The organism is Aquabacterium sp. (assembly GCF_050725395.1).
GTDB lineage: Bacteria > Pseudomonadota > Gammaproteobacteria > Burkholderiales > Burkholderiaceae_C > Aquabacterium.
In genome coordinates this window covers 38,251-52,124 of sequence record NZ_JBOHHL010000034.1, presented here as the reverse complement: position 1 = coordinate 52,124, position 13,874 = coordinate 38,251, and the positions used below count along the sequence as shown (strand labels likewise).

Here is a 13,874-nt window from a genome sequence, read left to right as displayed (position 1 = left end):
GACGTCGATCTCGTCGATCTCGGAAGACTTGTTCAGGTACTCGTGGATGTTGAGGAACAAGCTGGCGTGGATGTTGGGCTGCCAGGTCATGAACCAGTCGGTCGAGAAGGGCAACTGGCCCTTGGAAGGCGACTTGCCGGAGACTTCCTTGTACAAGCGCAGCAGGCGCTCGTAAGAGATGTCGGTTTCCGATTCCAGCACCTGCAGGCGGGCGCCCAGGCCGATCAGCGTGACAGCACGTTCGATTTGCTTGGCTTCGGTCAACAGGCTCTTGGTGCGCATGGTGCGGGCTCCGGATCAGTGTGTGGGTGCGAAAGAACGAGGGTTTGAATCAAAAGATTCAGGCGGCTTCTTGATGACGGCCGGCCATCAGGATGTTGGCGTGCAGGCGGGTGACATCGCTGGAGCCAGACTTGCCGTGGTTGGTCAACAAGGTCCAGACGAGGTCGTCGTCGACACGCATGCGGCACAGCAGGGTGTTGCTGGAGGCGATCTTGAGGACTTGAGCGGGCGAGAGCATGGCGATCATGTCGGCGGCTTCTTCGGACATGCCCAGGCGGAACAGGGCTTGTTCGCGGTCGGCGCGGATCAGGCTCTGGGCCAGCATCAGGTACGACAGGTTGGTTTCACGGATTTCCATCAGCATTTGGTCGGCGTTCATGTGGGGTCCAGTCGTTTGAGAGAAGGTGGTCGTTCGGGGCTTTGTTTCGCTGGCTGACTTCGTTTGCAGCATGGAATGAATTCTGCGCACCGGGCCCAGATAACTGAATAGGGTGGGCGCTGTAAGGCCCGTCGGGTCCACGCTGCCTGTCGTGTAGGAAGAAATCCGACAAAGCGGTTTTGTCGGCCGCAGAAACAGCCCAAAACCCATGCAGAAAAAAGCCCGGCAATGCCGGGCCAGTCTCACCATGTGAACGCCCCGAGGGGCTCAGGCCGTGCGCTGTGTCACAAGCGTGTCCGAAGACGTGGCCTGCAAGGCCGTCGCGGGGCGCGACATGGGGCTGTGGCCGCCCGGAAAACTGTGGCGCAACACCCGCCACATCACGGTGGCGAACTGGCGCGACAGCCGACCCGTGTTGTAGGGCACACCATGACGCGCGCAGATCTCGCGCACCCGGGGTTCGAACTGTGCATAGCGGCGCGAAGGCAGGTCGGGGAAGAGGTGGTGTTCGATCTGGTGGCTCAGGTGCCCGGTCATGAAATTGAAGACCTTGCCGCCCTGGATGTTGGCCGAGCCCAGGCACTGGCGCAGGTACCACTGGCCCTTGCTTTCGCCAGGCAGGTCGGCCGGGTCGAAAGTGTGCACCTGGTCGGTGAAATGCCCGCAGAAAATGGTCACGAAGGTCCACAGGTTGCGGATGACGTTGGCCGCCACGTGGCCCAGCAGCGAAGCACCCACGCCAGCCCAGAAACCCTGGCCCAGCGCCAGGCCGGCCACCCCGCCCAACAAAGGCCACAGCAGGTAGTCCTTCTTGACCTGGCGCCACATCTTGGCTCGGGAGGCCGGCCACAGGCGCGCGATGTTGGCCTTGGTGGCTTCGCGGTCATCCCGCAGGCGGTCGAACGCCATGTGGTGGATGCCGATGGCCCACTCGAACAGCGCCGCCACGATCACCATGTAGACCGCCTGCACGGCATGCCGGGGCTCCCAGGGGGTGTCGCTGGACAGGCGCAGGAAGCCATAGCCAAAGTCGCGGTCGATGCCTTCGACGTTGGCGTAGTAGTGGTGCATGTGGTTGTGGGATTCCTGCCAGCTTTGCTTGCTGCAGATGGTGTCCCAGTCGGCGGTCAGGCCTTCGAAGCGCGGGTCGTTCAGCCAGCTGTACTGGCCGTGCATCACGTTGTGCCCGAACTCCATGTTGTCGATGCACTTGCTCAGGCCCAGCAGCACCGCGCCCAGCAGGCCGATGGGCCAGCCCAGCGCCGCCAGGGTCAGCAAGGCCCGGCCGGCCGATTCCAGGCCACGGATCAGGTAGAGCACGCCCTTGATGTAGCGCGAATCCGATTCGTTCAAGCTGGCCTTGAACTCCACCCGCAGTTGGTCGATGTCGTGGGCGAAGGCTTCGAACTCCGCCGCTGTCCGGGGCCCTGGCGTGATGCGGATGGGCGCCCGGCTGGCGGCGTGGGGGTTCATCTCAGGCGTTCTCGGGGACGATCGATTCGACCGAGATGTGCACGGCCTTGTGCGGGCCGCCGGGCAGGCTGTAGCGCGCCACGCGCTTGAGCACCGTCATCAGCTGCCAGGCGAACTTGCCGGTGTTGTAGGGCACGCCGTACTTGGCGCACACGGCTTGCACCTTGGGGGCCATCTCGGCGTAGCGGTTGGCGGGGATGTCGGGGAAGAGGTGGTGTTCGACCTGGTGGCTCAGGTTGCCGCTCATGAAGTGCATCCACTGGCCGCCCTGGATGTTGGCCGAGCCCAGGATCTGGCGCAGGTACCACTGGCCGCGCGATTCGTTCTGGATCGATTGCTTGCTGAAGGTGTAGATGTCGTCCGTGAAATGGCCACAGAAGATGATGGCCCAGGCCCAGACGTTGCGGATGATGTTGGCGGTGAAATTGCCCACCAGCACGGCGATGCCGGCATCCACCGCGTGACCGAAGGGCATGGCCAGGGCGGCGGCCAGCAGGGGCCAGGCGGCGTAGTCGCGCAAGAACTGGCGCGCGAACTTCTTGCGCACCACCAGCCATTGCGGGCGCACTTCCGACCACTTCTTGCGGCCGATCACGACCTTGTCGACCTGCATGTCGTGCACGGCCACGAACCACTCGAAGTACACGGCCAGCAGGGCCGTCAGCAGCAGCTGGAAAGGGTGCAGCCAGCTCCAGCGCAGGTCGTTGGACAGGCGCAGCAGGCCGTAGCCGAAGTCGCGGTCCATGCCGATGACGTTGGTGTAGGTGTGGTGCACGTAGTTGTGCGCGTGGCGCCATTCCGAGGCCGGGCAGGTGTTGTCCCAGTCGAAGGTGTCGCCGTGGAAGCGCGGGTCGTTCATGAAGTTGTACTGGCCGTGCATCACGTTGTGGCCCAGCTCCATGTTGTCCACGATCTTCGAGATGCCCAGCAGCAGCGTGCCCAGGAACCAGGTGGGCGGGAACCACCCGAACAACAGCAAGGCGCGGCCCAGGGCCTCGGTCAGGCGCACGGTGCGCAGCACCTTGCGGATGTGCGCGGCATCCTGCGCGCCGATCTTTTGGCGGGTTTCGTCGCCGATGGCGTCGAGGTCGCGCTGAAAGGCGGCCATCTGTTCGACGGTCTTGGGGCCAATCTGCTGTGTGTGTTGATTCATGGTGCTACCTGTGGTCGGTATCGATCAATTCAGGGATTCAAGGTCGAGGTCGCTCATGGCCGCGCTCACGCACAGGCGGATGGGCTGGCCTTCGCCATCGATGCGGGCGCCAGAGGTCAGGTCACGCACGCTGCCACTGCGCAGACGGCAGGTGCATTCATGGCAGATGCCCTGGCGGCAGCCGTGTTTGAGGGCCAGGCCGGCGGTCTCGCCAGCGATCAGGATGGTCTGGTCACCGGGCGCGGCGAAGCTGTGGGTGCGGCGGTCACGCGCCATCTGCACGGTGTGCACCGCGTGGCTGTCGCCCGTGGGCTTGGGCGGCGCGAAGGCTTCCAGGTGCAATTGCGACGCGATGCCGGCGTCCAGCCAGAGTTGGCGGGCGGTGTCCATCAGCGGGGCGGGGCCGCAGCAGTAGGTGGGCACCTGGCGCCAGTTGGGCAGGGCCTGGTCGAGCAGGGCGGTGTCCAGCACCTGTTGCTGGGCCGTGGCGCCGGGCACGTTGGGCGTGTTGGCCACGCTGTCGATGGCCAGGTAGCGCAGTTGCGGCCAGCGCTGCGCCATGTCGTCCAGGGCCTGGGCGAAGATGCGGTCCTGGCGGCTGCGCGCGAAGTAGATCAGCGTGGCCTGGGTGGTGGCCTGGCTGCGCAACAGGTGCTCCAGCATCGACATGCTGGGCGTGATGCCGCTGCCGCCAGCGATGAACAAGGCATCGCGAGGAATGATGGCGGGCAGGGTGAAGGCGCCGCCGGCCTGGTCGATCTCGATGATGTCGCCGACCTGGGTGTGCTCGTTCAGGTGGTTGGACACCAGGCCGCCGGGTTGGCGCTGCACGGTGATGGCGAAACGGTCTTGGCGGCCGTCGATGCTGCGGGGCGAATAGGCGCGGCGGTGCCGCACACCGTTGATGACCACGCTGATCAGCACGAACTGGCCGGGCTTGAGGCCACGGAAGGCGGAGCCCGCCTGCAGCACCAGGGTGCTGGCGCCAGGGGTCTCGGCGCGCTTGTCCACGACCCGCGCATGCAGGCGGCTCACGGTCAACAGGGGGTTGATGAGGCTGAGGGTGTCGTCGAAGGCCAGGGGGCTGATGCCCCAGTGAGTCAGCCACCCCGACACACGGCCCATGGCCGTCGGCGTCGAAGAGGATGAAGAAGAATCAGCCATCGAGGGGAACTCCAGACAACAAAAACAAAAACCGTGATCCCTGATGCTCATCAAGCCAGCACATGGAACATGTAGAACGCAAGTCGTTCAGTTTAACGGCGTCTCCCCAAGAGGCTACCGGCATGGGGGCTTTCCAAGCATCGGGGGAAGTCCTTGAAAACTCAGGGTTCCCCCGCAAACAAGGGGGGTGTGTGGCTCTGTTCACGGGAAGGGCTTTGCCCCGAGAATTCAGGGTCAGACCCGGGTGGTCAGGAGTGAACATGGCGCGCATGCAGCGTTTGAGCGGGGCGGACTGGCCCCATCTGGTGGTTCAGCGCGCGCACGAAGGCCAGGCCATCGTGCGCGACGATGCCGACGTGGCGATGCTGCTCGGCACCCTGAAAGAGGCCGCGCGCGAGGAGTTGGTGGCCGTTCACGCCTATGTGATTTCGATCGACCACTTTCACCTGCTGGCCACGCCGTCCACCGATGACGGGCTCAGCCGCATGGTGCAGTCGGTGGGGCGGCGTTACGTCGCGGCCCACAACCGGCGCCACGACCGCCAGGGCGGCCTGTGGTCGGGCCGCTACCGCTGCACCGTCATCGAGGCGGCGCGGTACTTGCTTGATGCCATGGTCTTTGTGGAGCAGCATGCTTTGAGGGTGGGCGATGCACAGCACTTGGGAGAAGACCGTTGGTCCAGCGTTGGTCACCACCTGGGCTTGCGGGCCGATCCCCTGATCCAGGATCACCCATTGTTCTGGGCCCTGGGCAACACGCCTTTTGAACGAGAGGCGGCCTGGCGTCGCCGTCTGGAGGAGGGCTTGTCCTCCAAGAAAGTAGCTGAGTTGTCCAATGCCATGCACAAGGGGTGGGCCCTGGGTTCAGACGAGTTTCTTCAAAAGGTTCAGGCGTCCGTTGGACGGCATGTTCAGCCCAAGCCGCGTGGGCGGCCGCGCAAGCAGGTTTCGCCTGCCAGCGAGGCACCAGAACAAGGCACTCCCCTTGAAAAACAATGATATGTCCCCAATTAAAATCCACAAACTCAATGATGATGGTTTAATTGTGGTCTGACCCCATTAATTCAACTTGAAATTGCCTGCCCTGCGCAGTATCCTTGGGCTTCTTTGCCCTTGTTTTATCTCCACTCACCTCTGGAGCGCGCCATGAACCAGGCGACTTCGGGAACCCAGTTCCCCACCTCTACCGAAGCATCCATGTCGGCCACCAAACAAGAAATTCTGCATGCCTCCGAGCATGGGATGTATGCCAATGCCGAGCACGACGCCTGCGGCGTGGGCTTCGTGGCGCACATCAAGGGCCAGAAGGCGCACAGCATCGTGCAGCAGGGCCTGAAGATCCTGGAAAACATCGACCACCGGGGCGCCGTGGGTGCCGACCCTTTGATGGGCGATGGCGCCGGCCTGCTGATCCAGATCCCCGACGAGTTCTACCGTGCCGAGATGGCCAAGCAAGGCGTGGACCTGCCCCCGCCCGGCGAATACGGCGTGGGCTTCATCTTCCTGCCCAAGGAAAGCGCCTCGCGCCTGGCGTGCGAGCAGGAGATGGAACGCGCCATCAAGGCCGAAGGCCAGGTGCTGCTGGGCTGGCGTGACGTGCCGGTCGACCGCGACATGCCCATGTCGCCCACCGTGCGCGAAAAAGAGCCGGTCATGCGCCAGGTTTTCATCGGCCGCGGCCCGGACATCCTGGTGCCCGACGCGCTCGAGCGCAAGCTGTACGTGATCCGCAAGACGGCCTCCAGCAAGATCTCCAGCCTGAACCTGACGCACGGCGGCGAGTACTACGTGCCCAGCATGTCGTGCCGCACCATCATCTACAAGGGCCTGCTGCTGGCCGACCAGGTCGGCAAGTACTACCTCGACCTGGCCGACGAACGCGTGACCTCGGCCCTGGCCCTGGTGCACCAGCGCTTTTCCACCAACACCTTCCCCGAATGGCCGCTGGCCCACCCCTACCGCATGGTGGCGCACAACGGCGAGATCAACACCGTCAAGGGCAACTTCAACTGGATGCGCGCCCGCGAAGGCGTGATGAAGTCGCCCGTGCTGGGCGATGACCTGAAAAAGCTCTACCCCATCAGCATGGATGGCCAGTCGGACACGGCGACCTTCGACAACGCGCTCGAGCTGCTGACCATGTCGGGTTACCCGCTGGCGCAGGCCGCGATGATGATGATCCCGGAAGCCTGGGAACAGCACTCGACCATGGACGAGCGCCGCCGCGCCTTCTATGAGTACCACGCCGCCATGATGGAACCCTGGGACGGCCCGGCCGCCATGGTCTTCACCGACGGTCGCCAGATCGGCGCCACGCTGGACCGCAATGGCCTGCGCCCCGCCCGCTTCATCATCACCGACGACGACCTCGTGGTCCTGGCCTCGGAATCGGGCGTGCTGCCCATCCCCGAGAACAAGATCGTCAAGAAGTGGCGCCTGCAGCCCGGCAAGATGCTGCTGATCGACTTCGAGCAAGGCCGCATCATCAACGACGAAGAGTTGAAGGCCCAGTTCACGCAAGCCCGCCCTTACCGCCAATGGATCGAGAACGTCCGCATCAAGCTGGACATGATCGAAGCCACCGGCACCGTGGGCGAGTTCAGCGAATCGCTGCTCGACCGCCAGCAGGCCTTCGGCTACACGCAGGAAGACGTCAAGTTCCTGATGGCGCCCATGGCCGCCAATGGTGAAGAGGCCACGGGCTCGATGGGCAACGATTCGCCCCTGGCCGTGCTGTCGGACAAGAACAAGCCGCTGTACAACTACTTCAAGCAGTTGTTCGCGCAAGTGACCAACCCGCCGATCGACCCGATCCGCGAAGCGGTGGTGATGTCGCTGGTCTCCTTCATCGGCCCCAAGCCCAACTTGCTGGACATCAACGCGGTGAACCCGCCGATGCGCCTTGAAGTGTCCCAGCCCGTGCTGGACTTCAACGACATGGCGCGCCTGCGCAACATCGAAAAGCACACCGGCGGCAAGTTCAAACCCTACGAGATCGACATCGTCTACCCGTTGGCCTGGGGCCACGAAGGTGTCGAAGCCAAGCTGGCTTCGCTGTGCGCCGAAGCGGTGGAGGCCATCCAGTCGGGCCACAACATCCTGATCATCAGCGACCGCAAGATGGACCGCAGCAACATCGCCATCCCGGCTTTGCTGGCGCTGTCGGCCATCCACCACCACCTGGTCCGCAAGGGTTTGCGCACCTCGGCCGGCCTGGTCGTTGAAACCGCCACGGCGCGTGAAGTGCACAACTTCGCCGTGCTGGCGGGATATGGCGCCGAAGCCGTCCACCCCTACCTGGCGATGGAAACGCTGGTGTCCTTGCACAAGGACCTGGGCGGTGACCTGTCGGCCGACAAGGCCATCTACAACTACGTCAAGGCCATTGGCAAGGGCCTGTCCAAGATCATGTCCAAGATGGGCGTGTCGACCTACATGTCCTACTGCGGCGCTCAGTTGTTCGAGGCCATCGGCCTGAACAAGGAGCTGATCGACAAGTACTTCCGCGGCACGGCCACGCAAGTGGGCGGCATCGGCATCTTTGAGGTCGCTGAAGAAGGCATCCGCAACCACCGGGCGGCCTTCGGCAACGACCCGGTGCTGGAAAGCATGCTGGACGCTGGCGGCGAATACGCCTGGCGCACGCGTGGTGAAGACCACATGTGGACGCCCGACGCCATTGCCAAGCTGCAGCACAGCACGCGCGCCAACAAGTTCGACACGTACAAGGAATACGCGCAGATCATCAACGACCAGTCGCGTCGTCACCTGACCTTGCGCGGCCTGTTCGAGTTCAAGCTGGACCCGGCCAAGGCCGTTCCGCTGGACGAGGTCGAATCGGCGGCCGACATCGTCAAGCGCTTCGCCACCGGTGCCATGTCGCTGGGCTCGATCTCGACCGAAGCCCACTCGACCCTGGCCCTGGCCATGAACCGCATCGGCGGCAAGAGCAACACTGGTGAAGGCGGCGAAGACGCGGCCCGTTACCGCCAGGAGCTCAAGGGCATCCCGATCAAGCAAGGCACCAAGGTGTCTGAAGTGATCGGCGCCAAAGTGGTCGAGGTTGACTACGAGATGAAGGAAGGCGACAGCCTCCGCTCGAAGATCAAGCAGGTGGCGTCCGGCCGCTTTGGCGTGACCACCGAGTACCTGACCTCGGCCGATCAGATCCAGATCAAGATGGCCCAGGGCGCCAAGCCCGGCGAAGGCGGCCAGCTGCCGGGTGGCAAGGTGTCCGACTACATCGGCAAGCTGCGCCACTCGGTGCCGGGCGTGGGCCTGATCTCGCCCCCGCCGCACCACGATATCTACTCGATCGAAGACCTGGCCCAGCTGATCCACGACCTGAAGAACGTGAACCCGGCGGCCGACATCTCGGTCAAGCTGGTGTCCGAAGTGGGCGTGGGCACGGTGGCGACCGGCGTGGCCAAGGCTAAGGCCGACCACATCGTGATCGCCGGCCACGACGGCGGCACGGGCGCTTCGCCTTGGTCGTCGATCAAGCACTGCGGCACGCCGTGGGAGCTCGGCCTGGCCGAAACCCAGCAGACCCTGGTGCTGAACCGCCTGCGCGGCCGCATCCGCCTGCAGGCCGACGGCCAGATGAAGACCGGCCGCGACGTCGTCATCGGCGCGCTGCTGGGTGCTGATGAATTCGGCTTCGCCACCGCACCGCTGGTGGTCGAAGGCTGCATCATGATGCGCAAGTGCCACCTGAACACCTGCCCGGTGGGCGTGGCCACGCAAGACCCGGTGCTGCGCCAGAAGTTCTCCGGCAAGCCCGAGCACGTCGTCAACTACTTCTTCTTCGTCGCCGAAGAAGCACGCCAGATCATGGCGCAACTGGGCATCCGCAAGTTCGACGAACTGGTGGGTCGCGCCGACCTGCTGGACACCCGCAAGGGCATCGAGCACTGGAAAGCCAAGGGCCTGGACTTCAGCCGCGTGTTCGCCTTGCCGCCGGTGCCTGCCGACGTGCCGCGACTGCACGTGTCGACGCAAGACCACGGCCTGGACAAGGCCCTGGACGTGCGCCTGATCGAGAAGTCGCGCGCCGCCATCGACCGCGGTGAAAAAGTCCAGTTCATGGAAACGGCCCGCAACGTCAACCGCACCGTCGGCGCCATGCTGTCGGGCGAGCTGATCAAGCACCACCCCGATGGTTTGCCCGACCAGACAGTGTTCATCCAGATGGAAGGCACGGGCGGCCAATCGTTCGGCGCTTTCCTGGCCAAGGGCATCACCCTGTACCTGATCGGTGAAGCCAACGACTACACCGGCAAGGGCCTGAGCGGAGGTCGCGTGGTCGTGCGCCCGAGCATCGACTTCCGTGGCAACGCCGTCGACAACATCATCGTGGGCAACACGGTGCTGTACGGCGCGACCAGCGGCGAGGCTTTCTTCCGCGGCGTGGGCGGCGAGCGCTTCGGCGTGCGTTTGTCGGGCGCCACGGCGGTGGTCGAAGGCACGGGCGACCACGGTTGCGAATACATGACCGGCGGCACCGTCGTCGTGCTGGGCCAGACCGGCCGCAACTTCGCGGCGGGCATGTCCGGCGGCGTGGCTTACGTCTACGACGAAGACGGCCAGTTCGGCAAGCGCGCCAACCTGGCCCAGGTCAGCCTGGAAAAGGTGCTGCCTGCCGCCGACCAGCAAGCCGATGGCATCCCCTTCCACAAGGATGTCGCCGACGAAGCCCTGCTGAAGAAGTTGATCGAAGACCACCACCGTTGGACCGGATCGCTGCGCGCGCGCGAGATCCTGGACAACTGGAGCGCTTCACTCAGCAAGTTCGTCAAGGTCTTCCCGCACGAATACCGCCGCGCCCTCACCGAGATGGGCGCCAAACAAGAGACCGTCGCCACCATCGCCAAAGCCAAGGACGATGTGAAGGCCAAGTCTGGCAAGGCCAAGGCCTGATCGGCCAGACATCTAGGAGTTCATCGACATGGGAAAACCCACCGGCTTTTTGGAATTCGACCGTCTTGAAGAGGGCTACGCGCCCGTCGAGACGCGGCTGAAGAACTACAAGGAATTCGTCATCGGCTTGAAGCCCGACGAAGCGAAGATCCAGGGCGCACGCTGCATGGACTGCGGCACGCCGTTCTGCAACAGCGGCTGCCCGGTCAACAACATCATTCCGGATTTCAACGATCTGGTTTACCGCAACGACTGGAAGAACGCGATCACGGTGCTGCACAGCACCAACAACTTCCCCGAGTTCACCGGCCGCATCTGCCCCGCACCCTGCGAGGCCGCTTGCACCCTGAACGTGAATGACGACGCGGTGGGCATCAAGTCCATCGAGCACGCCATCATCGACAAGGCCTGGGCCGAAGGCTGGGTCAAGCCCCGTCCTGCCACGGTCAAGACTGGCAAGAAGATCGCCATCGTGGGCTCCGGCCCGGCCGGCATGGCCGCTGCGCAGCAACTGGCGCGTGTGGGCCATGAGGTCACCGTCTTCGAGAAGAACGACACCGTGGGCGGCCTGCTGCGCTATGGTATCCCCGACTTCAAGATGGACAAGGGCCACATCGACTTGCGCGTCAAGCAGATGGAAGCCGAAGGCGTGGTCTTCAAGACCAACACCATCGTCGGCGAGTTGCCCAAGGGCAGCAAGGTCACCAACTGGGCCAAGAGCAGCGTCACGCCCGAGCAGTTGAAAGCCGACTTCGATGCCGTGCTGCTGGCCGGTGGCGCCGAGCAATCGCGCGACCTGCCTGTGCCCGGCCGGGAGCTGGCCGGCATCCATTTCGCGATGGAATTCCTGCCCATGCAGAACCGCGTCAACGGTGGCGGCAAGGTCAAGGACCAGATCATGGCCACGGGCAAGAACGTGATCGTGATCGGTGGCGGCGACACGGGCTCCGACTGCGTCGGCACCTCGAACCGCCATGGCGCGACCAGCGTGACCCAGTTCGAAGTCATGCCGCGTCCGCCTGAAGAGGAAGACCGCCCTCTGACCTGGCCCTACTGGCCGATCAAGCTCCGCACCTCGTCCAGCCATGAAGAAGGCTGCGAGCGCGAGTTCGCCATCGCCACCAAGGAATTCATCGGCGAAGGCGGCAAGGTCACGGGCGTCAAGACCGTGCGCGTCGAGTTCAAGGATGGCAAGTTCACCGAAGTGCCCGGCAGCGAGAAGATCCTCAAGGCCGACCTGGTGCTGCTGGCCATGGGCTTCGTGAGTCCGGTCGAGACCATCATCAACGGCTTCGGCGTCGACAAGGACAACCGCGGCAACGCGCGCGCCAGCACCGACTTCATGGGCGGCTATGCCACGAATGTGGACAAGGTGTTCGCCGCGGGCGACATGCGCCGGGGCCAGTCGCTGGTGGTGTGGGCGATCCGCGAAGGCCGCCAGGCCGCCCGTGCGATCGACGAGTTCCTGATGGGCACGTCCGACCTGCCGCGCTGATTCAGCGTCCAGCCGAGTCAGGACTTTTCGGGCCTGTCAGCGTGGTGCTTTTGGCGCTGGGCTGGCAGGCCTTGCCACATCAGGCGAGGAAGCTTCGTCAGGCCGGCGGCCAATGCCTGGCCGCCACGCCTTCATAGTGCACATCCGCGCAACGCACCGGGAACAGCGCGCCCGGTGGCTTGTCGGCAGCCTCCAAATAGCAGGGGTGCATGCCGGCCAGGAAGGCGGTGAACAGCAGCATGTTGAACTCGCGCGGCGTCCAGCCGAAATCGGCCGCGAAGGCCGAAAGCAGGGCGCTCAGGTTCAGGCGCAAGGGGCGCCCGGTCGACTCGAAGTAGCGGTCGATCTCGAAGGCCATGGCCAGGTAGGGCCCGTCCGCCAGGCCAAGTTCCCGCGCCAGGTTCAGCACCAGGGGCATGCGTTCATCGGACGTGGAGATCGGCCGGCCATAACCCGCCATGCGCCCGCCCTCGCGCAAAAAGCCTTCGAGGTGGTCCGCCAAAGTCGCGCCAGCGTCCAAAGCCTGGCGGGTCTTGAGGAAGAAATCCAGCGCGCGGAATTCATTGCCGCGCCCGTAGATCGTGGCCTCGGAGATGGCCTGGGCCGCGCTGATGGCCAGATTGGGTGTGCTGCGGGCCGTGCCCGCCAGGGCCGCGACGCGGTTGTTCCACAGCCGGGCATCGGGGTAGCTGCTGCTCACCCAGGCCGTCGACATCAGGCGCAATTGCGTGGCGGGGACTTTCCTTCCTGTGATGCCGAAGGCGCACAGGGCGAACCAGTCCATGTCCATGAGGTCGCGGTGAAGGTCGTGGCCCCGGAACACCGCGTGGCTGCCGGGAAAGGCGGCGCCCATCTTCGTGCGCAGGACATCCGTGTGCTCGGCCAGGAAAGCGGGGCCCTTCATGCGCGCGCCTCCTGGGGGGCTTGATGAGGGGGCGTGCGCCGAGGGTCGTCCTCCAGGTCCACGGGCGGATAGGGGAATCGCTTGAAGCCTTGGCGGGCCTGTTCCAGCGCATGGGCGGCGGAGCCAGGCAACCTCAGCAAAAGGTGCAGCATTTCGCCCTGCGGCCCGTCGAAGCCCAAGTCCGCCAAGGCGGCCGCGGCCACGCCCGTCATCGACAAGGGCAGACCCGCTTTCCGCTCCAGCGCCTCGCGGTATTGGGCCATCCAGGGCAGGCGCGGGCCTGGGCTGATGCCGGCCAGGGTCTGCAGCGTCTGCAGCACGACGGTCGCGGTGCTGACGCCATGGGGGTCGAAGCCCGCGGGGTGCTCGATGGCCGGCCAGCCGGCGTCCTCGGGGGCCAGCCAGGTGGGTGGTGTGTTGCGGGTGAGCACCGCCACCCACTCGGAGTCGGCCAGTGCCTGGCAAGCCGCCCAGCCCTTCATGGCCAGGAACACATCGCGTGCACCACCGCTTTGGCCGGCACCCACGGACAGCGCCGCCATCAGGCTGGCCGCGGCGGGTGATCCACCGATGCCGCCACACATGGCCGCGTGGACCATGGGGTCGCGTGGCCCGGGGTTGGCCAGGGCCACCGCCAGCGCTTCAAGCATCCGCGATTGCGCCGGCGTTGGTGCTTCGCCACGGAACAGCAAATACAGCATGTCGACCCAGCGGGCCTGGCCCAGCATCTGCCCGTAGACGTCATAGCCGTGGCAGCGGGCGCTGCGGGTCGCGAAAGGGTTGTCGGCCTCGGGCTCTTCCAGCCAGATGCTCGTGTGCAAAGGAGAACTGCTCATGCCGCAAGGATGCCTGCCGCCAGCCTTGGGGTCATCCCCCTTGTCGTGTGCCGACACTTGATCGCGGGGGCGTGATCCGTGCATTGCACACGGCGGATGGCCCGCCGCGGTTCTCCTGGTAAACCCACGGACCCGACCGGTCGTTGTCGCTGCCAAGCACCGCTCGGTTTGAACACCCTTCCCAAACGGCATGGCAGGCCACACAATCGGCGCGGTGCAAAAAGCAGGAACCGAATAATGCGTCGTTTCGTTCCAGTGAACCGAGTCTCT

Annotated in this window: 10 protein-coding genes; 3 read left to right on the top strand and 7 right to left on the bottom strand. The window is 64.6% G+C overall.

From position 1 onward, the window contains the following. The 5 genes from ACREB4_RS17500 to ACREB4_RS17480 all read right to left on the bottom strand — a co-directional run. Positions 1-282 (bottom strand): FlhC family transcriptional regulator (locus tag ACREB4_RS17500; protein WP_431589523.1); only part of this gene is annotated, 282 nt, incomplete at its 3' end. A 58-nt stretch (positions 283-340) separates the two neighbouring features. Next, positions 341-661: a flagellar transcriptional regulator FlhD gene (flhD, locus tag ACREB4_RS17495; RefSeq protein WP_431589522.1), complete on the bottom strand. Its 321-nt coding sequence runs from the start codon at positions 659-661 to the stop codon at positions 341-343. A 267-nt stretch (positions 662-928) separates the two neighbouring features. Then, positions 929-2,134, bottom strand: coding sequence for a fatty acid desaturase family protein (locus tag ACREB4_RS17490; RefSeq protein WP_431589521.1), 1,206 nt, complete (start codon positions 2,132-2,134; stop codon positions 929-931). A 1-nt stretch (position 2,135) separates the two neighbouring features. Beyond that, positions 2,136-3,287 carry a fatty acid desaturase family protein gene (locus ACREB4_RS17485; RefSeq protein ID WP_431589520.1) on the bottom strand — a complete coding sequence of 384 codons (1,152 nt, stop codon included), beginning with the start codon at positions 3,285-3,287 and terminating at the stop codon, positions 2,136-2,138. 24 nt (positions 3,288-3,311) lie between these two features. Next, a complete protein-coding gene (locus tag ACREB4_RS17480) occupies positions 3,312-4,451 on the bottom strand; it encodes a ferredoxin reductase (RefSeq protein ID WP_431589519.1) in 1,140 nt (379 codons plus the stop codon). Between the two features lie 260 nt (positions 4,452-4,711). Between ACREB4_RS17480 and ACREB4_RS17475 the strand changes: the two genes are divergently transcribed. The 3 genes from ACREB4_RS17475 to ACREB4_RS17465 all read left to right on the top strand — a co-directional run bounded on the left by ACREB4_RS17475 (position 4,712) and on the right by ACREB4_RS17465 (position 11,864). After that, the gene (locus tag ACREB4_RS17475; protein WP_431589518.1) at positions 4,712-5,449 is read left to right on the top strand and encodes a transposase; all 738 of its coding nucleotides are present in this window, start codon (positions 4,712-4,714) and stop codon (positions 5,447-5,449) included. 198 nt (positions 5,450-5,647) lie between these two features. Continuing rightward, entirely contained in the window at positions 5,648-10,369 is a 4,722-nt protein-coding gene (locus tag ACREB4_RS17470; protein ID WP_431589517.1) for a glutamate synthase-related protein, read from the top strand. A gap of 28 nt (positions 10,370-10,397) precedes the next feature. After that, on the top strand, positions 10,398-11,864 hold the full coding sequence (locus tag ACREB4_RS17465; RefSeq protein ID WP_431589516.1) for a glutamate synthase subunit beta: 1,467 nt from the start codon (positions 10,398-10,400) through the stop codon (positions 11,862-11,864). A 97-nt stretch (positions 11,865-11,961) separates the two neighbouring features. On the opposite strand, the gene ACREB4_RS17460 is transcribed toward ACREB4_RS17465, so the two are convergent. Together ACREB4_RS17460 and ACREB4_RS17455 are read right to left on the bottom strand one after the other, a co-directional pair. Continuing rightward, positions 11,962-12,768 (bottom strand): hypothetical protein, encoded by an 807-nt coding sequence (locus ACREB4_RS17460; protein WP_431589515.1) that lies wholly within the window; start codon positions 12,766-12,768, stop codon positions 11,962-11,964. Beyond that, on the bottom strand, positions 12,765-13,604 hold the full coding sequence (locus ACREB4_RS17455; RefSeq protein WP_431589514.1) for a citryl-CoA lyase: 840 nt from the start codon (positions 13,602-13,604) through the stop codon (positions 12,765-12,767). The genes ACREB4_RS17460 and ACREB4_RS17455 overlap by 4 nt, the downstream gene beginning before the upstream one ends. Between the last annotated feature and the right edge of the window lie 270 nt (positions 13,605-13,874).

Coding starts and splice junctions, on each gene's coding strand:
- ACREB4_RS17470 (WP_431589517.1), top strand. CDS start 5,648: ATGTCGGCCACCAAACAAGAAATTCTGCATGCCTCCGAGCATGGGATG.
- ACREB4_RS17465 (WP_431589516.1), top strand. CDS start 10,398: ATGGGAAAACCCACCGGCTTTTTGGAATTCGACCGTCTTGAAGAGGGC.
- ACREB4_RS17460 (WP_431589515.1), bottom strand. CDS start 12,768: ATGAAGGGCCCCGCTTTCCTGGCCGAGCACACGGATGTCCTGCGCACG.
- ACREB4_RS17475 (WP_431589518.1), top strand. CDS start 4,712: ATGGCGCGCATGCAGCGTTTGAGCGGGGCGGACTGGCCCCATCTGGTG.
- ACREB4_RS17455 (WP_431589514.1), bottom strand. CDS start 13,604: ATGAGCAGTTCTCCTTTGCACACGAGCATCTGGCTGGAAGAGCCCGAG.
- ACREB4_RS17485 (WP_431589520.1), bottom strand. CDS start 3,287: ATGAATCAACACACACAGCAGATTGGCCCCAAGACCGTCGAACAGATG.
- ACREB4_RS17490 (WP_431589521.1), bottom strand. CDS start 2,134: ATGAACCCCCACGCCGCCAGCCGGGCGCCCATCCGCATCACGCCAGGG.
- flhD (WP_431589522.1), bottom strand. CDS start 661: ATGAACGCCGACCAAATGCTGATGGAAATCCGTGAAACCAACCTGTCG.
- ACREB4_RS17480 (WP_431589519.1), bottom strand. CDS start 4,451: ATGGCTGATTCTTCTTCATCCTCTTCGACGCCGACGGCCATGGGCCGT.